Source organism: Bradyrhizobium sp. MI1.10 (assembly GCF_055811035.1).
The window spans coordinates 1-23,601 of record NZ_JBVVPN010000002.1 but is presented as its reverse complement, the minus strand read 5'-3'; the positions used below and the strand labels follow the sequence as shown (position 1 = coordinate 23,601).

Below are 23,601 nucleotides of genomic sequence, written 5' to 3'. Positions count from 1 at the left end.
AAGCGATAGTCGCTGTAGGCGAAGGTGCAGGATCATGATCCCAGTCGCGCACGGCGGAATATCGAGAGGCGTCTCTCGCACGCCCTTGCTAAAGCTTTTGGAGGCGATCGATGTTCGAGAGCCGGTAATCCGGCGGTTAGCTGGTCTTAGTATTTTCTAACGATGGGCTTTGTCGTCGCAGGCGTTCCAGGCGCGGGCGGCGAGATTGAGAAGGTGACCCAAGTGTTCCAGCCGGATGGCCGATTTTCCGCGGCGAACTCTCCGTAAGCCTTCAGATTGAGATAGCCCTGCATGTCGCCGACCGGAAACAGAAAACCGATCTGGGGACCGACACCAGCTACCTGGGACTGGAAGCAACCGACGCGGTCACCTGCACCGCTATCGCAGCCCAGTCCCTTGTAGACATAGCCCACGAGGCCGACCATGACCTGCTTCGACAAGAACTGCGATGCACCCCAGTCGAAGTGCATGTCGACACCATTCTGATACTGCGTCGCCGTATTCTTGAAGTTGTAGGTGAAGCCGAGCACCCCGGAAAATTCGTGACCGGTCTGCGGATTGAAATAGGTGTAGCCGCCGCCGGCGTCGATCGCTCCGTGTCCGATGCCCAGGTTCGACAAACGATCGGATTGGTAAGCGCCGACAGGGATGTCACCGGTGATATAGGTCATGTAGTTGTGGACGCCGGCGTTCCAGCGCAATGCGAATTGCGGCGCCAGATCCCCAAAGCCCCACGTCGTGTCGCTGATCGTGTCGGACCGCGCGAAGGGAACATTGCCGAACGGCGTCGTGATCACGCCGGACAAGGTCCCCGCCAAGCTGGTGCCGACGACTCCATAGGCTGCGAGGAGCGAAACTGACGCCTGGCCGCCGAGCACCGGCGTTGCAAATACATAGCTCGGAAGCACAAGGCCGAGATCGCCGGTGGCGTTCACATTCAGATTCAGATTTGCGTTCACGGCAAAGTTGGCCGGGACCCTGCCGAGCGTAAATTCACGCGCCCGCGCGACGTCGGCGCCGGCGGATACGGAGGTGTGGTAGTAGATGGTCGCCAAGGACCAGCCCGGCTGCTGCGGCGTGGCCGCGAGGCTTCCGAAGAGGCCGGGGATCCAGAAACTGATGCCGTTTTCGTCGGCGACGGCAGACTGCGCAAAAAGCAACAGAGTGGACGTCAGGAGGGCTGCAGAAATAACTCTGCGTCGATGTGCTGGGACTGAGCGCTCGCTTTTCGCAGCAGCAAGCGCGGCTCTCACCGTCACATTGTGGCTCCAAAACTGGTCGCCTGAGAGTAGAACTGTACGCCATTGTGCGGCTTAGGCAAGTAGCAAGTTCAGCCATGACCCGATGGCCGAAAATAGATGAATGGATTGAGGGAAGCCACAGCGCAAATTGGATATGGCAGAGTCCGCGTGCGGCCCTGTGACAGACGGCTAGCTCCCGCGCACCACCCAGCCAAGGATCATCTCAAACAAAAGCCCCGGCGGTTTCCCGCCGGGGCTTTCCGTTAGGTCGTTAGACCGAACTTACCAGTTGCGCTGAGCGCGGAGGAGCAGAACGACCGAGTTCTGATCCTTGAGTTTGTAGGTCGCAGCCGGCTTGGCCGGGATCGCCGTCACAGCGGCCGGGGTGACGATACCGGCATACTTCTGGTCGAGATGGGTCCTCAGCCGAGAACGTCAGGTTCTTGACCGGGGTCCAGCGGGTGATGACACCCACCTGGCCGACGGCGAGGTCCGGGTTGCACGAGGTCACGCCCGCAAACCCAAGACCGATCACACCACCACCAGCACCACCGGCGCCGCAGAGCGTGGTCTTAGCCAAGGTGCCGAACTGCGCCTGAGCGTAGGCACCGTAGATCGCCGTGTTCCAGTAGGGATCCCAGTCCGCCTCTTCTGCAACGGCCTCGGCTGAAGCGTAGCGTGCGACCGGTCACGGAAGCGCCGCGGTGCCGGCAGCGTGGAATAGCGGTGGCTTCTTCAGAAGCGAAACCCTCCGCCTCGATTACCACGATGGCGTGGATTGAGTGAGACGCTCTACGCCAGTTGTGGTAGCATCTGTCCGGGAACAGGCATCTGCTGTCCCAGATCAACAAAAACGAGGAAAGCCATGAAGACGTTGGCCATGTCCGCTTTTGCTCTTGTCGCCATGTCGAATACGCCGGTGAATGCAGAGCCCATCAAAGTCGCAGCCGAAACGAGCAATGGCGCTAGGGTCCAATGCTCCCTGTCCAGTGGTGTGGGTCACAATTGCAGAAACGTTCTCAACTTCAAAACTTTCTACGAGTGCCAAGCCAACAGGATGGAGAGGGGCTGGACCAGCATTGAGAGCTCCAACTACTGCCGAACCCTCGACGTGAAATAACGACGGTTTCTGTTTGGACTCCAGGAGGCCGCCTCTGTTGGCGGCCTTTTTCGTACCAAGAGCCCGGCACCGAGACCGCCTCTGCGCCTCAGAGGCGCGATGACGATTGATCCCAATCTCATCGCGCTTGACCGACCATCGCTTGCTCTTCGACCGCGAGGGACAAGGCCAGCAAAAAAAAAGCCCCGGCGGTTTCCCGCCGGGGCCCTCTGTCAGGTCGTTAGACCGAACTTACCAGTTGCGCTGAGCGCGGAGGAGCATAACGACCGAGTCTTGGTCCCTCAGCTCATAGGTCGCGGCCGGCTTGGCCGCGGGACCGTTGATAGCCGTGGTGGTCACGACGCCAGCATACTTCTGGTCAAGGCGGGTCCAGGAGACGTCCGCCGAGAACGTCAGGTTCTTGACCGGGGTCCAGCGGGTGATGAGACCCACCGTGCCAAGCGCGAAGTCCGGATTGCAGGACGTCACGCCGGCAACACCCGAGATGATGCCCGCGGGTCCGCAGAGGAAGCCCTTCGCACCGCTGCCGAACTGAGCCTGAGCGTACGAACCGTAGATCGCCGTGTTCCAATACGCATCCCAGTTATGGGTGTACGCACCGCGGAAGCCCCAAGTCTTGATGGTTTCCTGCTGACCGCCCGTGACGAACACGGTGTCCGGAGCATTCGCCGCGGCCACGCTGGCGTAGGCAACGTTTGAGCTACCGTAAAGCGCGAACGAGCTACCCGCGAGGTTCTGGAAGTTGTAGCGGGTCGCACCATCGGTGTAGACGCCCTGGATGTTGATCACGTCACCCGCACCGGTCGGGATGTTCTTGATCGACAGAGCAAGCTGAACCGCCCAACCCCACTTGTCGTCGGGATGGCCCGTCGCCTCGGTTGCGCCGTAGTAGGCAACGTGGTTGTCATGCGCAGCCACCGACGCCTGGAAGAGACCCCAAGCCTGGTCGACACGGACCATACCCACGAGGTTCGGCGAACGCGAGCCACCGATGGCATTCGAACCATAAGCGGCGCCAGTCACGCCGCTGAGGCCCGCTGCACCGCTCAGGTTGAGGTTGCCGGCTTGCATGTAAGCCGTCGGATCTTCCGCCGAGAACGCCGCCGTGACGCCCTGGCCGAAGTCAGCAGTGTAGCTGAACTGGTTGATACCGGTGACCGTGCCGCTACCGCCGGCGAGACCGTCGAAGTTGTTGCCGGGATAGTTGGTCCAGGGCGCGTCGAACTGCGACACGGCCTTACCCATCGTGAAGCCAGCGAACTGGATGAAGGCGTAGTACACGCCGAGCGAACCGCCCGAGGTGCCGCCGTCGGTCGGGTTGATCGACGAGCCAACGAGGGCCGGCGCTGCACCCGAGGTGTTGAGGGCCAGCGTGCTGCTGTAGGCGGTCGTGCCAGTCGCGCTGCCGGTGCCGTTGTAGTTACCGGTCGTCCACGAGAACACGCCGTCGAAGAAGGTACGGACAACGCCGTATTCAGTCGCGGTGCGGGTGTCGATGTTCAGGTCTTCACGAGCGCGCGCCGTGTAGTAGTTCGTCAGGCGGTTGCGCCCGCCGTTGTTACCGCTGGACTGCCAGTTGATGTCGCTGTTCGTGTTCAGCGCGACTTCAGCGCGCAAATAACCACCCAGCTTGATGCAGGTGTCGGTGCCGGGGATGTAGTAGAAACCCGCACCGTACAGGGAGCAGATCTTCACGTATTCGACCGCTTTGGCCTTCACGGGGAGATCGGCTGCCTGCGCTCCGCCAACAGCGATCAGACCCGCTGCGGAACCGAGCAAAAGGCTCTTAACCAACTTCATGTTAAACCTCCAAGTTTGCCATAGGGAAGGTTCCGGATCCGCTGGGTGAAGACACCCTAAGGTTGGTTCCCTTGTCCCTTAAATTCACCGCTTAGTCGCTTCGCGCCTTCGGACACACCCGCTGAACGCGAGGGACTTAAGCGAACCACCTAAGACGGGACGACCTCGGGATGCCCCCCTCCGTCGCTCAGTCACAATTACCGAACGCCCTTGCACACACAACAACAGAACGCTTCAGAACGGGCCGATGGAGCGTGTTTTCCGGCGGGTGTTGCACAAATAACACGCAGATGTGATCAGAACGACTTTGTACCTCATTGAATCTACAGCGTTTTTTCGACGGGTTTCATTTGCCGTCCAAAGTTCCGGCACGGGCCCCCCACGCGCAGAGACGCTCTGTTGTGGGGCAGAGGCGTCCGAATCGTGGAATCAACCAAGGACCCGGCAGGGACCAAACCTTCGGGAACTCGCTGGCCTGATCAGCAAGCGGCCGCGACGGCCGTCCTCATCCGCGCGCTTGAACATCGATATGATCCGGCGGCAAGCCGGCCTGATGTCGTAGATACATAGCCTCGTAAGCCGTCTCGAGCCGCCTGGCGTAGAGCGCCGCATCAAACAGTGATGCGGTCAGGTGGTTCCCTTGCAGCCGTCCGCGAATATCCGCCAGCTTCTGCTTATCGAGCGCCAGCTCGATCGCGAGTGCTTCATAATCCGCACGCGTTCGCGTGATCAGCTCAGGCAGACCGACAGCGCTCAGCAAGCTCGCGGCCACGCGGCCGGCGAAACTATTCCCGCTATGGGTCACCACCGGCAGACCAGCCCACAACGCATCGCTGGCCGTCGTATGTGCGTTGTAGGGCAGCGTGTCGAGGAAGAGGTCGGCGAGGCGATGACGCGCCAGATGTTCCGATGAAGACGCAACGCGCCTTGCAAACACCAGGCGATCCGGATCGACGCCCCGGCCCTTGGCTTCCTTCCGCAGATTCGATTTTGCGATCTCGCCCACGTCGGACAGCCACAACACCGACTGATCCACGCTCTTCAAGATATTCATCCAGGAGCCAAAGACAGCCGGATTGATCTTGTAGGCATTGTTGAAGCAGCAAAACACAGTCCATTCCTGCCGCAAATCGTGATCGGCCCGATTGGGTGCAGCATCGTCGATCGTCGCGACGTGATTATCACGCGGCATGAAGCTGCCGGGCAGACGAACGACCTTCTCGTCGAAGAATTGGCTGTTTTGATCTGACAGCACGATGTGATCGGCAATGATGTAGTGGAAGAGCTCCCTGCTCCCCAGCGTTCCTGCAAAGCCAAGATAGTTGACGACGATCGGAGCCGGGCTGGACGCAAACAACGACAGCCTGGCATTGTGCGTATGGCCAGCAAGATCGACAAGAATATCGATCTGCGCATCGTCGATTGCTTTCAGGACTTCGCCGTCGAGCTTGTGCTCGCAATCGACAAAGCGATGAAACGACTTTTCGAGCCGCCTGCGCAGATCGCTGTTGTCGTCAGGACCGATCGAAAACGCATATGTCTCGAAGCGGTCGGGATCGTGACTCTCGAAAATCTCGGCAGTGAGATACCCGACCGGATGCTTGCGAAAATCAGGTGAAACATATCCGACCCGGATCTTGTCGTGGCGACGGATTTCACCCCCTGACCTCGTTTCGGAGAGATGCGGGAGCTTTGCCCTCACCCACGTCCTGGCGCAGCTGAGCTGATCATCGGGAGAATCTGTCAGAGACAGCAAAGCAAAGGGAGAACTATTGGCCTTCCCGAGCCGTACTGTTGCCGTCAACTGGCCGATCTCTTCGTCCAGATTGTCCCAATTGCACAGGTTCATCTTCGCAAGAAGACGCAAACCCTCGATGCCCTCGAGGTCAGGCCTGATCGACACCGCCTTGTCGAAGGCGATGAAGGCTTCGTCATGGCGCCCGAGCTCGGTAAAGACGTTGCCACGGCCAATCCAGGCCCCCTCGATGTCGGCCTTGATCGCGAGCGCCTTGTCATACGCGGCAAGAGCCTCTTCGTAGCGCTTCAGCCCCCACGCGACATTGCCACGACCGAGCCACGCCTCGGCGAGATCAGGCTTGATCGACAGCACCCGCCCATACGCCGCGAGCGCATCGTCACGGCGCTTGAGCTCAGTGAGAACATTGCCACGACCAAGCCAGGCTTCCGCCAGATCAGGGCGGATCGATAACGCCCTGTCATAGGCAGCCATTCCTCCCTCAGGATGTCGGTCAATCATACCATCGGTCCCGACATTGCAAGATGAGACCGTAGCGGCGTCGCGCGGCCGTCGAGGGACGAGCGAGCGTTTCAGCCCGGCAGCCTTCGCTGATTACGGCGACGCCTGGCGCGGCGGAGCGGCTCCTGGGCCGGCGAGCGAGTTATCCCGACTAAACTAATAAGAGCGCCTGTCCCGCAGTCTGACACGGGACCCCGTCGGCCAATCGGAGAGCGATCACCGCTCCATAGCTTGGGGCGAATCGCGGAAAGATTCAACCAAATCAACTGCTTGCAGGTCGATCACTTGAGAGAATCGGTCGGTGACAAAGGCAATTGTCCCCCGCTCAAGCCCACCCGCCGCTTGGTTTCGCAATTCGCTGGGAATATTCGAGCAAAAACACACGCTTCCAAATTGACCAGCCCAAGTAATTAGATGCATAAGGCTCGCACCGGAGAGGTGGCCGAGTGGCTGAAGGCAACGCTTTGCTAAAGCGTCATACGGTCTCAAGCTGTATCGAGGGTTCGAATCCCTCCCTCTCCGCCACCCCGCAGCAGAATCCGAGATCTGTGCGTTCCTTCACCTGACACGCGACGGTGGCCTCATGCCGCCCCGAATCCGGTTGGCGGAGCACGAGGGAACCTGATTCAGCGAAAATCAGCTTTCACCTGCGAAACGACGGCCAGGACGTGATCTCCGCTCAGTGGGCGGAAACCCATGCCCTCGCCTCGCGCTGGGCGGCCGAGATATCGGCGTCCGACATCTGCCCGGCGACTTCCCGGCGCAGCGTCACGGCGTCCTTGCGACCCTTGAGCGCGGCGAGGTTGAACCATTTGTGCGCGGCGACGAGATCGACGAGACCGGAGCGTCCGCTCGCCCAATAGAGGCCGCGCTCGAACAGCACGTCCGACAGCGCGTCTGCGTCGATCGGCGTCGCGGTCTCCAGATCGAAAGTACCCTGAAACATAACGCATCCCCTTTTTTTGTGCCGTCCCGTCCCCCGAGCCCGGCTCCCGTCCAATCAACTGTTCAACTCATCCCCGAGGCTTCTTGCCCGTGCCGTTTGCCGGCTTGTTGGAGGTAATGATGGCGGGCAAATTTGAATGGCAGTTTAAGTATCGCGATGAAGCAGACGTAAACGCGCCCGCGCCAGGCGCGTGCGACAAATGCAAGAAGTCCCTGTTTTGCAGGCACTTCTGCAATTCGTCAGATTCGGTTTACCTTGGGATTTTGGGAGAACGATAACCATCGCGCACGGAGACGCGCGTCCTGTGGTGATCCCGCCCGCTATCGTCACCGGATTCCTGAGACGACAATGGTCCCACGGGAAGCTGCGGCGTCCTGGATCGCCCGATCGGAGCCGGGCGATGACGCCGCGAATGGACCAGCGGCGCGCGAACAGCGAGCAATTGCGCCGCAGCCTTCCTGCTCGAGCAGGGCGCGCATATGGAGAAACATATGGCTGGAAGCTCGACTGCGGCCATCCTTCGAGACGCCCGCCTGCGGCGGACCCTCAGGATGAGGGATGAGGATGCGGCAGCAGCAACGCAGATGGGTGCAGCTGAGCCTCATCCTGAGGAGGCCGCGAAGCGGTCGTCTCGAAGGACGAGGCGCTCGCTCAGGCGCCGCTGAGACCTCATATGCGAACCCGCCTGCTCAACGGCAGAACGGCCATGCCGCGGTCAGATCAACAATGTGGGGATATGGGAATGCCGGCAATACCCCGGCCTCATGAGAACGAGGGCGTCGGCGAACACGTCAGGACCAGCTTCCACGTTGGCCCGAAGGCCACTTGTGAAATTGCGGAGCCCCTTACGGAGAACCGCACGAACGAAGAAAACTTGTTTCTTCTGCCGGACCGGCCTTTGGCGAGCGAACCCGCGAAAGAGAACGATCCGACCGTTGACCTGATGTCTCGCCGACACCCTCTATCGTCGACCAGAACCTTTTGAGAGGCGCTGATGACGTGCCGGCTCTCTAGGAGCCGGCAACTTCAAAAAGCGAAGTTACTTCTTCTTGGCGACCTTGCGGGTCTTCTTCGCAGTCTTCTTCACTGCGCTCTTCGCCTTCTTCGCCTTCTTTGCCTTCTTAGCTTTCTTGGCCATGTTGCCCTCCGATGTGTGAGATGGCTTAATCGCTGCATGCAGTCGGGGATCGAGTGCACACTCATCCCGAATACACCAACACAACGAAAAAAACAGCGTCTCGCTTAAAGAAGTGTTGACGACGCAACGCGCCTGCGCTTGGCGAACGCGATGCAAGCGGTCTGCATGACGTGTGCTTGCGATCGCGGAGAGTGCCCGCAGCATCGACCTTTGCGAGAGATGCGATTGCAGAAAAACGCTATGCAGAAAGTATTTTTTTGCGCGCGCGCATCGCGCGCGATCGTTGCAATGATGCATCCTGCCGATCGCGCGAGCGCCTCGCGAAGGCGTTTCGCGGACTCTGAGTCGCGACTTTTGGCAACGAAAATATTTTCATGATTAACGGCGCGAACGCTCGTCAGAGCGCGTGCAAGTCGCCGTTTTGCGCGAATCGCGTGACGGCGATTCGGTCGGCGTATCGCGTTCGATCGGGATGAAGTTCGTCGCCGAGGATGCGCGCGAGCGTCGCATCGCGAACCGAAGCGAGGTGACGACGCCCGTCCGTCACCTCGTTCGAACGCGCGAGGTCAGATGCCGAGCTTGGACTTGAGCAGCTCGTTGACGCTCTGCGGGTTGGCCTTGCCGCCGGATGCCTTCATCACCTGGCCGACGAACCAGCCGAGTGACTGCGGCTTGTCCTTGACCTGCGCCGCCTTGTCGGGATTGGCCGCGATGATGTCGTCGACAACCTTTTCGATCGCCGAAAGATCCGTGACCTGCTTCATGCCGCGGCTTTCGACCAGCGCGCGGGGATCGCCGCCCTCCTGCCAGACGATCTCGAACAGATCCTTGGCGATCTTGCCGGAGATCGTGCCCTCGCCGATCAGGTCGATGATCCCGGAGAGCTGTGCGGCATCGACCGGAGAGTCCGTAATATCCCGGCCTTCCTTGTTGAGACGACCGAACAGCTCGTTGATCACCCAGTTCGCGGCGACCTTGCCATCGCGCGCGCGGTTGGCGAGCTTCTCCAGCACGGTCTCGTAGAACACCGCGCTCTCGCGCTCGGCGACCAGCACGCTGGCGTCGTAGGCCGACAGGCCGAGATCCGCGACGAAGCGCGTCTTCTTCTGGTCTGGCAGCTCGGGCAGCTCAGCCTTCAGCTCGTCGACGAAGCTTTGCGAAAACTCCAGCGGCAGCAGGTCGGGATCGGGGAAGTAGCGATAGTCGTGCGCCTCTTCCTTGGACCGCATCGACCGCGTCTCGCCCTTGTTGGGGTCGTAGAGCCGGGTCTCCTGGTCGATCGCGCCGCCGTCCTCGAGGATTTCGATCTGGCGCCTGGCCTCGTACTCGATCGCCTGGCCGATGAAGGTGATCGAGTTCATGTTCTTGATCTCGCAGCGGGTGCCGAGCGGCGCGCCCGGCTTGCGCACGGAGACGTTGACGTCGGCGCGCAAGGATCCTTTCTCCATGTCGCCGTCGCAGGTGCCGAGATAGCGCAGGATCGAGCGCAGCTTGGTCACATAGGCCTTGGCCTGCTCGGCGTCGCGGATGTCGGGCTTCGAGACGATCTCCATCAGCGCCACGCCGCAGCGGTTGAGATCGACATAGGACATGGTCGGCGACTGATCGTGCAGCAATTTGCCGGCGTCCTGCTCCAGATGCAGCCGCTCGATGCCGATCGTGGCGGTCTTGCCTCCGTCCAGTTCGACCACGACCTCGCCTTCGCCGACGATCGGCGACTTGTACTGGCTGATCTGGTAGCCCTGCGGCGAGTCCGGATAGAAATAGTTCTTGCGGTCAAACACCGAGCGCAGATTGATCTGCGCGTTCAGCCCGAGGCCGGTCCGGACAGCCTGTCTGACGCATTCCTCGTTGATGACGGGCAGCATGCCCGGCATCGCCGCGTCGACCAGCGACACATGCGAGTTCGGTTCGCCGCCGAACGCGGTGGAGGCGCCGGAGAACAGCTTCGCGTTCGACGTCACCTGAGCGTGGACCTCCAGGCCGATGACCATCTCCCAGTCACCGGTTGAGCCCTTGAGAAGCTTGTGGGGTGCGGCAGGTGCGTTCATGGCTTGACTGGTTCCTTTACTGGTCCCTTGACCGCTCGCGCTTCACCGGCTTCGAGAAGCCCGTTGAGCGACCGAAGCACATCGGCCGGCTGGCGCAACGCGATCTCGCGGCGGCCCATCACCTCAATCTCTCCGAACAGCGCGTCGACCTCCGGCGAGGAGGCGAACACGAAGCCGTCGAACGACGTGCTCTGCTCCTCGAAATCGCTGGAGATCTCAACGCGGTAGCCGTGCGCCTTGAGACGATCGACGACCTCGTCATGGAGGGCCTGCGAATGGGTTGCGATGAAGAGATAATCGACGCGGCGCTTGGCGAGCACGCTCTCCGCGCCTTGCAGCATCTCGACCTCGAAGGCCTGGATATCGGCATGCAAGATGTCGAGATGCTTGATCTTCCTGTCCCTGAAGAAGGCGTCGACCTCGAATTTGCCCTTGCCGACGAAGGCCTTGACGAATTCGGCCCGCAGTCCGTTGCGCGCGAAATTATCCTGACCGGTCTTCAGGCAAGCGGGATCCGGCTCGACCAGGATGACCTCTGCCTTGGGCCGCGCCTTCTTGAGCCACATCGAATAGTGGCCCCAATAGGCGCCGAGCTCGATCATCGAGGGCGCCTCGCCCAGCCGCTTCAGCAATTCCTGGAAGACATATTCTTCCAGCGGCTCGTGGACGCCGCGATTGATGATGAGCACACTGCTGAAAGGTCCGTAATAGGCTCCGGGCCCGATGCCCGGAACCTTCAGGCCGTTATGCAGATAGACCTGGTCGCCTTCGACGAGGCCGGCCATCGGGACGCGCTCGATCAGGAGGTTGAGCGGATCGGAAACGATCTCGCGAAAACGGCCGAATAAATCCTCCGGCTTCGCTTTCGGACCCGTGAAACCAGGCTCGCTCATGCGGATGCACTCCCACCCAGCGTATCGGCGATGCGCTGCCATTCTGCTTCAAGCGAATCCGTGGCCACGGGCTGGCCAGCCTGGCGGTACCAATAGCCGGCATTGCCGAGGTCGCCCTCGACCCGGTGCAGATAGGCGTGCACCCAGGCGGCCTCGCGGCTGCTCTCGTCCTGGACGATTCTGTGCGCCTGGTCCCAGTCGCCTTTGGCGGCCCACCACAGTGCGGCGAGCGGCGCGCTGAGATCCGGCGGCGGCGCGGCGCCGTCGAGGCTGCCGATAAACGCCGCCATGTTCACCACCATTTCACTGGCGTGAAGCGGCCGGCGGCCTGCTCGATCACCTCGCCGAGCGAGAACAGCGTCTCCTCGTCGAAGGGACGGCCGATCAACTGCAGGCCGAGCGGCAGGCCCTGCGCGTCCGTGCCGGCGGGCACCGCGATGCCCGGCAGGCCCGCCATGTTCACCGTCACCGTGAAGATGTCGTTGAGGTACATCTCGACAGGGTCCGCGCCGCCCTTCTCGCCGATGCCGAAGGCCGCCGACGGCGTCGCCGGCGTCAGGATCGCGTCGACGCCCTTGGCGAAGCAATCCTCAAAGTCCTTCTTGATCAGCGTGCGCACCTTCTGGGCGCGCAAATAATAGGCGTCGTAGTAGCCGGCCGAGAGCACGTAGCTGCCGATCATGACGCGGCGCTTCACCTCGGCGCCAAAACCTTCGGCGCGGGTGTTCTCGTAGAGCTCGTTGATGTTGCGGCCCTGCTCGCGCAGGCCGTAGCGCACGCCGTCATAGCGCGCGAGGTTGGAGGACGCCTCCGCCGGCGCCACGATGTAATAGGCCGGCAACGCGTATTTGGTGTGTGGCAGTGACACTTCGACGAGTTCGGCTCCTGCCGCTTTCAGCCAGGCCGCGCCCGCTTCCCAAAGCTTTTCGATCTCGGCCGGCATGCCGTCGAGCCGGTATTCCTTGGGAATGCCGATCTTCATGCCCTTCACGGACTTGCCGATCGCGGCCTCGTAGTCCGGCACAGCCATGTCGACCGAGGTCGTGTCCTTCGGATCGTGGCCGGCCATCGAGCGCAACAGCATCGCGGCATCGCGCGTGCTGCGCGCGATCGGACCGGCCTGGTCGAGCGAGGAGGCAAAGGCGACGATGCCCCAGCGCGAGCAGCGGCCATAGGTCGGCTTGATGCCGACCGTTGCGGTGAACGCCGCCGGCTGGCGGATCGAACCGCCGGTGTCGGTCGCGGTGGCGCCCATGCAGAGCAACGCGGCCACGGCGGAGGCCGAGCCGCCAGACGAGCCGCCCGGCACCAGCGTCGCGTTGCTTCCGTCGCGCCGCCAGGGATTGCCGACCGGGCCGAAGCACGAGGTCTCGTTCGACGAGCCCATCGCGAACTCGTCATTGTTGAGCTTGCCCAGCATCACCGCGCCGTCGCGCCACAGCTGCGAGGTGATGGTGGACTCGTAAGTCGGCACGAAATTGCCGAGGATTTTCGAGCACGCCGTGGTGCGCACGCCCTTCGTCGCGAACAGGTCCTTGATGCCGAGCGGAATGCCGGCGAGCGGCCCCGCGTCGCCCTTCCCGATCCTGGCGTCCGCCTCGCGCGCCATGGTCCGCGCCTGGTCCGGCGTCTCCATGACGAAAGCATTGAGCACACGCGCGGCTTCGATCGCGTTCAGATGCGCGTCGGTCAGCTCGAGGGACGTGAAAGTCTTGGCCGCAAGGCCCTTGCGGGCCTCGGCGAGCGTCAGCGATGTCAAATCGGTCATTTATTGATCGGGCTGCAGAAGAACGGAGACAGGGACTTGTCGTTGGCCGGGTCGTCTTTTTTGGCGGACGCTTTGGCCGCCGCCTCGATCTCGTCGAGCACGGCATTGACGGCGACATTGGGGTCGGCGGCCTTGCCCTGCCGCTCCATCTTGTCGAGATAGTTCATATAGGCCTGATAGGCCTTCTCGTCGTCGCAAAGCATGCACATCGGACCACGTCCTAAGACTCTTTAGTTTGACGCGTATTCTTTACGCGAACCGGCTTCCACTTCGCTCGAAAACGCTATGCAAGTTACTCGACGACCTTCGGCACCAGAAAGAAGTGACCTTCGGTCGCGGGCGCGTTGGCAACGATATCGTCGGCGATCTCGCCGTCATTGACCAAATCCTGCCGCTTCTTCATCTGCATCGGGGTGACCGAGGTCATGGGCTCCACACCCTCGACATTGACCTCCGAGAGCTGCTCGACAAAGGCGAGCATGGCGTTGAGCTCGCCCTGCAGATGCGGAACCTCGCCCTCGGAAACCGCAATGCGCGCCAGATGCGCGATGCGGCGGACGGTAGCGGCGTCGACGGACATTATATAAGGCCTCTCACGGCAAAACCTAAGTGCCGTATAGCAGAGGCCGCTTTTGCGCCGCAACCGGCGGCGGGGACCTATCCGGCGAGAGCTTTCAGGCGAGCCAGGGCCGTTTTGGCGAGATCCCGGGTCAATTCGGCTGCCGGGACCTCGCGGCCGAGGGCGATCGCCTGTCCGGCCCAGAGATTGGTGAAATCTACCCTGCCCTGCTTTTCGGCAGCCGCCTTCAGCGGTCCCAGCGCCGTTGCGGCATGGGGAAATGGCGGCGCGTCCGGCGAAATCGGGCCGGCCTCGCGCATCAGGCGGTTCTGGACGCCGCGCGCCGGCCGCCCGGTCATGACATTGGTGATAACGGTGGAATCATCCCGCCCCTCGGCGAGCGCCGCGCGTGCCGCTGCACTGACTTTGGATTCCGGACAGCGCAGATAGGCACTCCCGATCTGCACGCCGGCCGCGCCGAGCGCGAAGGCGGCTGCAATGCCGCGGCCATCCGCAACGCCGCCGGCCGCAATCACCGGGACCTTCACCGCGTCGACCACCTGCGGCACCAGCGCGAAGGTGCCGGGCTGTTCCGAGATCTTGTCGGTCAGGAACATGCCACGATGACCGCCGGCCTCCGCGCCTTGTGCGATCACCGCGTCAGCGCCGTGCTGCTCGAGCCAGACCGCTTCCCTCACCGTGGTCGCCGAGGAGATGACGAGACATCCGGCCGCCTTGACCCGCTTGAGCAGCGCGGCCTCCGGCAGGCCGAAGTGGAAGCTGACGATCTCGGGCTTCAGCTCCTCCACGACCTCGCAGAAGCCGGCGTCGAACGGCGCGCGGTTCGCGGCATTGATGGGTGCGGCGGGATCGAGGCCATGCTCATTGTAGTAGCCCGCGAGGCGCTGCTTCCAGCGCGCCTCCGCCTCGGCTGTGAGCTCGACCGGTGTGTGGCAGAAGAAATTCATGTTCACCGGCGCGGAGACGCGCTGCCGGATGATGTTGACCTGCTCGCGTGCCTTGTCCGGCGACAGCATCGCGCTCGGTAGCGAGCCGAGCCCCCCGCCTTGCGCAACGGCGATCACCAGCTCCGCGTCCATCACGCCAGCCATCGGCGCCAGCACGATCGGGAATTCGGTCTTGAAGAGATCGATCAGTCGACGGTTCGGCCACATGGTTGTTCTCTCGCAGTTTAGGCGGACACGCTGGAATTTCGCCGGCCGGTTAGCAGTTGCTCGGCCTCGGTCGCAATCCGTTCGACGATTTCGGCGGCGGACGGAATATCATGGATCAGGCCGACAGCCTCGCCGGCAAAGACCGCGGCGACCTCGAAATTGCCCGCGGCCTTTGCCGCGGCATATTCGACGGTCACCTCGGCGGCGCGCTGCATCAGCTCGATCTCGCGGCCCGTCCAGCGCCTGATATGATCGTTGACCAGCGTTCGCGCGGTGAACGGGGCCGGCCAGAACAGGCTGCGCGACCAGTCGACGATGACGCCGCGCACCGTGTCATTGGGATCAGCGTCGCGAATGCGCTGCTTGGCTTCCTCCGCGCCATTGGCCTCCACGCTGGCATAGAAGCGCGTGCCGATCAGCACGCCGGAGGCGCCCAGCATCATCATTGCGGCCAGCCCGCGACCATCGGCAATTCCGCCGGCGGCAACCACCGGCACCCGCCCGGCCGCGAGATCGACGATCGCAGGTACGATATCGACGGTGGTGCGCGATGCGCCGTGGCCGCCGGCTTCGGTACCCTGCGCGATCAGGATGTCCGCACCGGCGTCGAGCGCCTGCTTCGCCATGTCCTCGCTCTGCACCTGGCAGATCAAGCGCACCCCGCACGTCCTGATGCGCGCTGCAAATGGCGCGGGATCGCCGAATGACAGCATGATCGCTTGCGGATTGGCGTCGAGTGCGATGTCGAGAAGTCTTGGTTTTTTTGCGAGGCTCCAGGTGATGAAGCCGATACCGAACGAAGCAGAGCCGCTCAGTTGCCTGGTCTCGGCCTCGAGCCGCTCCTGATCGCCGTAGCCACCACCCAGGATCCCGAAGCCGCCGGCCTCGCTGACCGCCCGCGTCAGCCGGCTGCCGGCGATCGTGTCCATTGGAGCCAGCAGGATCGGATGTTTGATCCCCAGGAGCTGGGTCAGCGGCGTGATGATCGGCATGGCTCCTCCGCTCTCGACACGAACATTAGTCCAGAATACCATTCTCTAAAATTGAATTCTAACGAACGCTACCATCTCAAAAGAGAAACGATATTATGGAACTCAGCGACATCCAGACCTTCGCTGCCGTCGCCCGCACCGGCGGCATCACCCGCGCGGCCGAAGAGCTCAACACGGTGCAGTCGAACGTGACCCAGCGCGTGAAGGCGCTGGAGGCGGAGATCGGTACACCGCTGTTCGAACGCCATAGCCGCGGCATGACCCTGACGGGCGCGGGCAAAAGGCTGTTGCCTTACGCGCAACGGATGTCCGCGCTCGCGCGCGAGGCCGTGCTCGCGGCCTGCGACGACGGCGAGCCCAAGGGACCGCTCGCGATCGGCTCGATGGAAACGACCGCGGCGGTGCGGCTGCCGCCGCTGCTGGCCGATTTTCATCGCCGCTTTCCCGCCGTCCGGCTGAGCCTGCGCACCGCGCCCACCGCCGACCTCGTAGCGTGCGTGCTCGAAGGCACGCTCGACGGCGCCTTCGTCGCAGGTCCGATCGCGCATGCCGATCTCACCGCGACAAGCGCGTTCCGCGAAGAGCTGGTGCTGGTCAGTGCGCGGCGCTGGGCCACGCTCGCCGAGTTGCGTGCCGGCACGCCGGAATCCGGCCCGACCGCGCTGACGTTCCGCACTGGCTGCACCTACCGGCAGCGGCTGGAACAGATCTTTGTCGAGTTCGGCTGGCCGTCAGCCGCACGCTTCGAGCTCGGCACGCTCGACGGCATGATCGGCTGTGTCGCCGCCGATATGGGTGTGACGCTGCTGCCGCGCGCCGTGGTCGAACGCAGCGCGATCAATGGCAGCGTGTCGATGCACGCGCTGAGCCATTCGCACGCGCAGGTCGAGACGCTCTTCATCCAGCGTCGTGCCGGACATCAAACCAGCGCGCTGAACGGGTTTTCCGCCTGCCTGAAGCAGGACGACGAATTCATCGCGGCCTGAGACCCCAGCGCCGCAGTGGCCCAGATCGCCTCGACCACGTCGAACGGCTAGGCCCCTTGCAGGAAGCCTTAAGCCGAACCGGGCACGCAGGACATGGCGAACAGCACCACGAACCATTGGCTGCGGTGTTCCAGGGACCAGCATCGCCGTCACGGCGAACATGCGATCCCGGCAGCCCCCGCAACTCGGTCTCCTCGACAATTCGTTCGACCCATAGTAGGGCAAGGCCATGGATTGGCGGCTTAAAGCACTTGCGTTCCGTGCGCTCGATCTCCCCGGCGGGGCTCAGGCGCACTACTTCTTGCAGCGCCACCTGGCCTCGCCGAGATGCTACGCTTGATGCTCTTGCCGGAATCGCCCGGCGCGTTGTAGCGGACTACAGTGCCGTGAGCGATGCGCTTCCTGGATCGGTCTTGGAAATCGGCGCCGGACGCGATCTGGCCGTTCCTATCGCCCTCAGGGCGCTTGGCGTGCCGAAGATCATCGCATGCGACGTCGAGCGGCTGGCGAAGCTAGATCTGATCCGGCATGCAGGAAGCAGGCTCGGCGGCAAGTTCGAGACTTGGGATGACCTTGCGCGGTCGGGGATTGAGTATCGGGCCCCTTACTATGTGAACGATGACGGAACGAAAGTGGATTGCTCCTGCTCGAACGAGGTTCTGGAGCACGTGCCGGCAGACCAGCTTGTAACCCTTCTCAAGGGATTGCGCGCCGTCACCAATGGCCTCACGACGCATTCAATCGACTATAGCGACCATTATGCCAGGTCGGACAAGTCAGTTTCGAGACTGAACTTCCTCCGCTATTCGGATGAACAGTGGCGACCGTTCAACAGTGGCAAGCAGTACGTCAATCGGCTGCGCCACAGCGACTACTTGCGACTATTCCGCGAGGCAGGATTCCAGATACGGGAAGAGAGCTCGGTGATTGGTGAGCCGCCACCGGGCTTGGAGGTTGCAGAGCAATTCAGGCGCTATGAGCCGCCCGATCTATTCGCAATTAAGGGGCGCATCGTCGCCGTCTGAGCCGCCTTTCGTGCGGCTTTTCCATTTTGTAGCACCGCAGCGCGACGCGTGATATGCGCTAGTCCCATGCCGGCTCTTATCCTGCCTCTCGTCGATGCTGCAACCCACTGGCCGGAACGCGGCGGCTTGGTCGGCCTTGATCTGGGTACCAAGACCATTGGCGTTGCCGTGTCCAATCCGGACCGCCGGTTGGCGACCGGCGTCGAGACCATCCAGCGCAAGGCGTTCAAGCAGGATGCCGCCCGGCTGCTCGCGATTGCCAGTGAACGCAAGGCCGTCGGCTTCGTGCTCGGCCTGCCCATCAACATGGACGGCAGCGAGGGCCCGCGCGCGCAATCGACCCGGGCGTTTGCCCGCAACCTCGCTGGCCTGACCGCGCTGCCGATCGGCCTCTGGGATGAGCGTCTATCGACTGCCGCGGTCGAGCGCGAATTGATCGGCATGGACGTCAGCCGCGCCAAGCGCGCCGAAGTGATCGACGAGCACGCCGCGATCTTCATCCTGCAAGGCGCGCTCGACCGCCTCGCCAATCTGCGCGCAGCCCCGGGGCCTGACTGATCCATGGCCGTCGTGATCGCGGCGCTCCTCCCCGTCTTTATCCTGATCGTGCTCGGCGTGGTGCTAAAGCGCACGCTGATGCGGCTCGATACGCAATGGAACGGGCTGGAGCGGCTGACCTATTTCGTGCTGTTTCCGATGCTGCTGATCCAGACGCTGGTGAAGGCCGACCTGTCCAAGGTCCCGGTCGCAGGCGTCGGCGGCGCGCTGCTGCTCTCGGCGCTCGCGATGTCGCTGCTCTGCCTCGCGCTCCGCCCGGCCCTGTCGCGGCTCGATATCGACGGCCCCGCCTTCACCTCGATCTTCCAGGGCGCGATCCGCTGGCAGACCTATGTGGCGCTGTCCGTCTCCGCCAATATGTTCGGCGAGGTCGGGCTGGCGCTCGCCTCCGTCGCGATGGTGGCGATCATTCCGCTGGTCAACGTCCTCAGCGTCGCGGTGCTCGCCCACTACGCAGCGCCGAAGAAGCAATCCGCGCGCACCGTTGTCATGACGGTTGTTCGCAATCCCCTGATTTGGGCCTGCGTGATCGGCCTCGTCATCAACGTCGTCCATCTGCCGTTGCCGAAGATCTGGCATGAGGTGGCAGATGCACTTGGCCGCTCCTCGCTCGCCATCGGCCTGCTCGTCACCGGCGCCGGCCTGCATCTTGAAGGCCTGCTCCGCCCCAGCACGGGCGCCGCTATCGGCGTGGTGTTCAAGCTGGTGCTGATGCCCGTGATCGCGCTGGGGCTCGCCGTCTGGTTCGGACTGTCCGGCGACAGTCTCGCGATCGTCGCGATCTGCGCCGCGGTGCCGACCTCGACCAGCGCCTATGTGCTGGCCCGCCAGATGGGCGGCGATGCCCCGCTACTGGCGCAGATCATCACGCTGCAGACGATTTTGGCGGCGATCACGATGCCGATCGCGATCGCGCTGGTGGCCTAACTCCCCAACCACATCGTCAGCACCACCGCCGTCAGATTGTTCAGCGCATGCAGCACGATCGTGAGCCACAGTGAGTTGCTGCGATAGCGCATGTAGCCGAACCAGAGGCCGATGGAGAAGACCTCGGCGAGGAAGTACAGGTCGTATTGCAGGTGCACGACGGTCCACAGCAGCGACGACAGGATGATCGCGCCGGGGACGCGCAGGAAGCTCGCCGACCAGCCGCGGTAGAGGAAGCCGCGCGCCAAAACCTCTTCGGACATCGGCGCCGCCACGCTGAAGGCGAACAGCAGCATCACGGCGGCGTCCTTGTCACGGCCGGATTTCAACAGATCGGTCATGAAGCCCGGCGTCGCCTCGCGGCCGAGACTCCGCGACATCGTCTCCCAGGCCACCACGATCAGAATCAGCCCGACGGCGCCGAACAGGAGTTGCTTCCATGACGGCCAATACAACGCGAGATAGTCGACGAAGGACGCCTTCTTGATGCGGATGGCCAGCCACACGGCGGCCAGCGTCGCCGGCAGGCCCATCGTGACCGAAAACGCGAGCGACGCCGGCTCGCCACCGACGTGCTGCAGTGATGCGAGGTCGATAGGGTCGCGGGCGACCCAGACCAGATAGACGATGGCCCCGATCTGCCCGACGAACATGGCTGCGAAGATAGCGATGCCCCACAGCGCCGTGCCCCAGAATTTCCAGACCCGCGGCGCCGGCGTCTCGATGAGCGGAGGATGATCGGGATTGAGGGAGTCCATTAAAGCGCTTTCGTTTGAGAGGCTCACGGCAGCGCCCGCTCCAGCAGCGCGCGCACATCGCCGCTCTCGAGCTCGACCGCGCCGTACATGCTGGCGTGATTGGCGGCGAGGCGTGTGGCGGAGAACAGTTCGGCTTGGCGCGGCGACACGCCGTTGAGCGCGGCGGCGGCCGCAAGCAGCGCCAGCTTCTCGACCGCAAGGCGGGCAACGCGCTCGCCGTCCGCGCGCCGGAAGGTCTTGCCGATGAACGAGACGGCCTCGCCTGCCCCTGGCAGACCGTTCGTTTCGGCAGCAAGCGCTTGCAGCACCGCCATCGCCGCCTCCGGCTCGCGCGACAGCGCGCGCAGCACGTCGAGGCACATCACGTTGCCCGAGCCCTCCCAGATGGCGTTGACGGGAGCCTCCCGGTAGTGGCGCGCCAGAATGCCGTCCTCGACATAGCCGTTGCCGCCGAGGCATTCCATGGCTTCGTAGAGGAACGGCGGCGCGCTCTTGCAGGTCCAGTATTTGATCGCAGGCGTCAGCAGCGGCATGTAGGCGGCCTCCGCCGGATCGTACGGCGTCCGATCGAAGGCGCGACAGAGCCGCATCACCAACGCCGTGCTCGCCTCCACATGGAGCGCCATGTCCGAGAGTACGGCTTGCATCAGCGGCTGATCGGCCAGACGTTTCTGAAACACGCTGCGGTGCCGGGCGTGATGCAGCGCGTGGGCGAGCCCCGAGCGCATCAAGCCGACCGAGGCGATCGCGCAATCCTGCCGCGTCAGTTGCACCATCTGGATGATGGTGCGGATGCCCTTGCCCTCGTCGCCGACGGCTTCCGCATAGGCACCGACGAACTCGACTTCGGACGACGCATTGGAGCGGTTGCCGAGCTTGTCCTTCAGCCGCTGGAACTGGATCGCGTTCACCGACCCATCCGGCGCGAAGCGCGGCATGAAGAAACAGGTCAGTCCCTGGTCTGCCTGGGCCAGCACCAGGAAGGCGTCGCACATCGGCGCCGACATGAACCATTTGTGGCCGGTGATGCGGTAGGCGCCTCCGTCGCGCACCGCGCGCGTCATGTTGGCGCGCACGTCGGTGCCGCCCTGCTTCTCGGTCATGCCCATGCCGAGCGTCATACCGCGCTTCTCCCACCACGGCGCAAAGCTGGGATCGTAGCTTTTCGTCGACAGCACCGGCATCACCTTGGCGAGCAGATCAGGCTGCATCGCCAGCGCCGCCACGGAGGCGCGCGTCATCGTGATCGGGCAGAGATGGCCGGTCTCGACCTGCGCGGCCATGTAGAATTTTGCCGCGCGGATGACCTCCGCGGCATCGCCCGCGGGTCTTCCATCCGCGGTCCAAGTCGAATTGTGCACGCCGGCACGGGCGCTGTGGGCCATCAGTTCATGATAGGCCGGATGAAACTCGACCTGGTCGCGCCGATTGCCCTTGGCATCGAAGGTGCGCAGCTTCGGCGTGTTCTCGTTCGCGACGCGCCCCCGATCGGCCATCGCTGCCGAGCCCCAATGCTTGCCGAACTCCGAGAGCTCCGGTTCCGCGGCCGCAGCGCCATTGGTCCTGACCGCCGCGACCAGCGGCTGGTCCGCGGCGAACAGATCGACGTCCTCGAACGGCGGTGACTGGTTGAAGACCTCGTGGGTCGCGAAGCTGGGCTGGGTCATCTCGTGTCCTCGGCGCGGAATCAGTTCCGCCGCGGCTGGATCGGGAAATCATAGGCCGCCCCTCCCGCCCCCGGCAGTGAAAAGTGCCACCACTCCTTCGCATAGTTCACAAAGCCTTGCCTCGCCATCGCAGCCACCAGCCGCTTGCGCCAGGCGCGCTGATCCGGACTGATCGTCGGTCCGGCGGTGTGCCCTTTCACGTCGGTGCAGTCATAGCCGGTGCCCATGTCGACGCTGCCCTCCGGCAGTCGCGCCTCGACCGGCGCCGTGCAATCAGCGTAGGCCTTTGACGGGTCGTATTTGCCTGAATTGTCCGCCTTGAGATCGACCAGCGTGAGATCGAGCGCCGCCCCCGTCGAATGCTGCGAGCGGCTTGCGATGTAGCCGAGGCGGAACAGCTCGGTCTTGGGAATTTTGGGATTGTAGCGCCGCTCGGCGGCCGTCTCGTGGCCGTTCTGCGACCACCTGACCATGTCGAGCGAGGCCCGCGCCGGCCGGTAGCAGTCGAACATCTTCAGCGAGAGATTTTGCGCCGCCAGTTCCTGCTGCACCGCTTTCAGCCGCAGCCCAACCTCCCGCTTCACCACGCACTCGCCGGCCCCGTAGCCGGCGAGCGGACGGCCGACGAAATTGTTCGAGGTGGCGTAGCGAATGTCCTGGATGATGCTGGGATCGATGTCGTGCAAATAGACGAAACCGCCCGGGAGCGATTGGGCGTGAACGTATGAGGTCGACAGAATTGCAACAAGCGCAGTCAGAATCGATTTGGCCAAAAGCGTTCGAACTCCCCCAGTCTCGGACGCGAGCACAAGAGCGAACTCGAAGTCACGTGGCTCGATCGCGCGAACGCTGGCGTCATTGAACCGATGAAACTTGACCAATTCGGCGAACCACGCTGCGTTTCGCTCGATCTGGCCTACGGCTGCGGCGAGAGATGCCTCGGTAGAGGTTCTGAAGCCTTTACCCGCATGCCTTTCTCGGCTTTCTGGATCGCACGCTCCGCCTCGCCCAGGGCCGAGAGAATGTCCTCGTCAACGTGGGTTGAACCGACGATCTCCGGCTTGCGATCCACCCAGAGTTTCTTCGCCAGCCATCCCGTAAGCACGGCACCTACCGTGACCCCTACCGGGAAAAGCAAGGCGATCACTTGGTTGGTGGTCATCGGAGACCTCCCAGGAAAACGTGTCCAGCCAAGTGTACGGCGAAACCGAACACGACGCAAACCGTACCGATCCCAATCAATAGACCGGTGTCCGTGCCTGGCGGCAGAATGTTGAAGATGAACTGAGCCGCGGGCACGAAGGTTCCGGCCGTCATGATGGCTGCAGCCAATGTATTGAGCCAGTTGGCAATGAGATTGAGGTGTTCGTTGCGGGATATCGTCGGACGTCATTGATTGCGTATCCAGCTCGCTTTTGGATTGCTGAACATATCCGAGAAACCCAAAAGATGTAGGGCCTCAGGATCGAAATACAGGGCCATCCTGCTTGGGCCATAACTGCCTCGGCAGGTCACCGGCGTGCGATGGCGCTCCGGATTTGCCGATTGCGCTGCTCTTGCTTCGCCTCGCCTTGGACTGACGACGAGGTACAGATCGGGGGATAACTCCCCGCCCCGGCATTGGCCCGTTCCCCCCCCGCCCTCCCCCCCGATAGCTCGCGCGTTAATGACCTCGCAATCGACCGTCGTCCACGGTCCCCGGCAATTGCTGGGCCTCGAGGGCCGTTGCGCGGCCGCCCG

21 protein-coding genes, 1 tRNA gene and 1 pseudogene are annotated in these 23,601 nt (G+C 62.9%); 5 read left to right on the top strand and 18 right to left on the bottom strand.

The genetic code is table 11. The annotated features are described in order from the left end of the window. Positions 1-146: 146 nt before the first annotated feature. The 5 genes and pseudogenes from AC0L3K_RS02195 to AC0L3K_RS02175 form a co-directional block, all read right to left on the bottom strand. Positions 147-1,259 (bottom strand): SphA family protein, encoded by a 1,113-nt coding sequence (locus AC0L3K_RS02195; protein WP_376707528.1) that lies wholly within the window; start codon positions 1,257-1,259, stop codon positions 147-149. 264 nt (positions 1,260-1,523) lie between these two features. After that, positions 1,524-1,884: pseudogene (locus AC0L3K_RS02190) on the bottom strand (porin); the annotation flags it as partial. A gap of 149 nt (positions 1,885-2,033) precedes the next feature. Further along, a complete protein-coding gene (locus AC0L3K_RS02185; protein ID WP_473365441.1) occupies positions 2,034-2,177 on the bottom strand; it encodes a hypothetical protein in 144 nt (47 codons plus the stop codon). A gap of 415 nt (positions 2,178-2,592) precedes the next feature. Beyond that, entirely contained in the window at positions 2,593-4,161 is a 1,569-nt protein-coding gene (locus tag AC0L3K_RS02180; protein WP_473365440.1) for a porin, read from the bottom strand. Positions 4,162-4,666: 505 nt separating this feature from the next. Then, positions 4,667-6,391: an O-linked N-acetylglucosamine transferase, SPINDLY family protein gene (locus AC0L3K_RS02175; RefSeq protein ID WP_473365439.1), complete on the bottom strand. Its 1,725-nt coding sequence runs from the start codon at positions 6,389-6,391 to the stop codon at positions 4,667-4,669. Between the two features lie 459 nt (positions 6,392-6,850). Here AC0L3K_RS02175 and AC0L3K_RS02170 point away from each other — a divergent pair. Next, positions 6,851-6,943 (top strand) — tRNA-Ser (locus AC0L3K_RS02170). A 154-nt stretch (positions 6,944-7,097) separates the two neighbouring features. Here AC0L3K_RS02170 and AC0L3K_RS02165 read toward each other — a convergent pair. The 9 genes from AC0L3K_RS02165 to AC0L3K_RS02125 all read right to left on the bottom strand — a co-directional run bounded on the left by AC0L3K_RS02165 (position 7,098) and on the right by AC0L3K_RS02125 (position 15,940). Beyond that, positions 7,098-7,364, bottom strand: a complete 267-nt coding sequence (locus tag AC0L3K_RS02165) for a hypothetical protein (protein ID WP_219684721.1) — start codon at positions 7,362-7,364, stop codon at positions 7,098-7,100. Positions 7,365-9,068: 1,704 nt separating this feature from the next. Further along, positions 9,069-10,553 (bottom strand): Asp-tRNA(Asn)/Glu-tRNA(Gln) amidotransferase subunit GatB, encoded by a 1,485-nt coding sequence (gene gatB, locus AC0L3K_RS02160; protein WP_007603352.1) that lies wholly within the window; start codon positions 10,551-10,553, stop codon positions 9,069-9,071. After that, a complete protein-coding gene (locus AC0L3K_RS02155; protein WP_219684731.1) occupies positions 10,550-11,446 on the bottom strand; it encodes a class I SAM-dependent methyltransferase in 897 nt (298 codons plus the stop codon). The genes gatB and AC0L3K_RS02155 overlap by 4 nt, the downstream gene beginning before the upstream one ends. Next, on the bottom strand, positions 11,443-11,748 hold the full coding sequence (locus AC0L3K_RS02150; protein WP_219684732.1) for a hypothetical protein: 306 nt from the start codon (positions 11,746-11,748) through the stop codon (positions 11,443-11,445). The genes AC0L3K_RS02155 and AC0L3K_RS02150 overlap by 4 nt, the downstream gene beginning before the upstream one ends. After that, the gene (gene gatA, locus AC0L3K_RS02145) at positions 11,739-13,214 is read right to left on the bottom strand and encodes an Asp-tRNA(Asn)/Glu-tRNA(Gln) amidotransferase subunit GatA (protein WP_219684733.1); all 1,476 of its coding nucleotides are present in this window, start codon (positions 13,212-13,214) and stop codon (positions 11,739-11,741) included. Before gatA ends, AC0L3K_RS02150 begins: the two co-directional genes overlap by 10 nt. After that, on the bottom strand, positions 13,211-13,423 hold the full coding sequence (locus tag AC0L3K_RS02140) for a hypothetical protein (protein WP_007603337.1): 213 nt from the start codon (positions 13,421-13,423) through the stop codon (positions 13,211-13,213). The genes gatA and AC0L3K_RS02140 overlap by 4 nt, the downstream gene beginning before the upstream one ends. 83 nt (positions 13,424-13,506) lie before the next feature. Next, on the bottom strand, positions 13,507-13,794 hold the full coding sequence (gatC, locus tag AC0L3K_RS02135) for an Asp-tRNA(Asn)/Glu-tRNA(Gln) amidotransferase subunit GatC (RefSeq protein WP_007603335.1): 288 nt from the start codon (positions 13,792-13,794) through the stop codon (positions 13,507-13,509). A 77-nt stretch (positions 13,795-13,871) separates the two neighbouring features. After that, positions 13,872-14,948, bottom strand: coding sequence for an NAD(P)H-dependent flavin oxidoreductase (locus tag AC0L3K_RS02130; RefSeq protein WP_219684734.1), 1,077 nt, complete (start codon positions 14,946-14,948; stop codon positions 13,872-13,874). Positions 14,949-14,965: 17 nt separating this feature from the next. After that, on the bottom strand, positions 14,966-15,940 hold the full coding sequence (locus tag AC0L3K_RS02125) for an NAD(P)H-dependent flavin oxidoreductase (RefSeq protein ID WP_219684735.1): 975 nt from the start codon (positions 15,938-15,940) through the stop codon (positions 14,966-14,968). 95 nt (positions 15,941-16,035) lie between these two features. Here AC0L3K_RS02125 and AC0L3K_RS02120 point away from each other — a divergent pair, with 95 nt between their 5' ends. From AC0L3K_RS02120 to AC0L3K_RS02105, 4 genes are all read left to right on the top strand, one after another. Then, positions 16,036-16,926: a LysR family transcriptional regulator gene (locus AC0L3K_RS02120; RefSeq protein WP_219684736.1), complete on the top strand. Its 891-nt coding sequence runs from the start codon at positions 16,036-16,038 to the stop codon at positions 16,924-16,926. 386 nt (positions 16,927-17,312) lie between these two features. Next, positions 17,313-17,951, top strand: coding sequence for a hypothetical protein (locus tag AC0L3K_RS02115; protein ID WP_219684737.1), 639 nt, complete (start codon positions 17,313-17,315; stop codon positions 17,949-17,951). A gap of 66 nt (positions 17,952-18,017) precedes the next feature. Continuing rightward, on the top strand, positions 18,018-18,509 hold the full coding sequence (gene ruvX / locus AC0L3K_RS02110) for a Holliday junction resolvase RuvX (RefSeq protein ID WP_007603328.1): 492 nt from the start codon (positions 18,018-18,020) through the stop codon (positions 18,507-18,509). Between the two features lie 3 nt (positions 18,510-18,512). Further along, the gene (locus AC0L3K_RS02105) at positions 18,513-19,436 is read left to right on the top strand and encodes an AEC family transporter (protein WP_007603326.1); all 924 of its coding nucleotides are present in this window, start codon (positions 18,513-18,515) and stop codon (positions 19,434-19,436) included. On the opposite strand, the gene AC0L3K_RS02100 is transcribed toward AC0L3K_RS02105, so the two are convergent. From AC0L3K_RS02100 to AC0L3K_RS02085, 4 genes are all read right to left on the bottom strand, one after another. Further along, positions 19,433-20,194 carry a CPBP family intramembrane glutamic endopeptidase gene (locus AC0L3K_RS02100; protein ID WP_354128567.1) on the bottom strand — a complete coding sequence of 254 codons (762 nt, stop codon included), beginning with the start codon at positions 20,192-20,194 and terminating at the stop codon, positions 19,433-19,435. The two genes, AC0L3K_RS02105 and AC0L3K_RS02100, sit on opposite strands and share 4 nt — an antisense overlap. A 23-nt stretch (positions 20,195-20,217) precedes the next feature. Then, positions 20,218-21,861, bottom strand: coding sequence for an acyl-CoA dehydrogenase family protein (locus tag AC0L3K_RS02095; RefSeq protein WP_219684740.1), 1,644 nt, complete (start codon positions 21,859-21,861; stop codon positions 20,218-20,220). 20 nt (positions 21,862-21,881) lie between these two features. Beyond that, positions 21,882-22,634 (bottom strand): M15 family metallopeptidase, encoded by a 753-nt coding sequence (locus AC0L3K_RS02090; protein ID WP_051058558.1) that lies wholly within the window; start codon positions 22,632-22,634, stop codon positions 21,882-21,884. 143 nt (positions 22,635-22,777) lie between these two features. Beyond that, positions 22,778-23,023, bottom strand: coding sequence for a hypothetical protein (locus AC0L3K_RS02085; protein ID WP_007603317.1), 246 nt, complete (start codon positions 23,021-23,023; stop codon positions 22,778-22,780). Positions 23,024-23,601 lie beyond the last annotated feature (578 nt).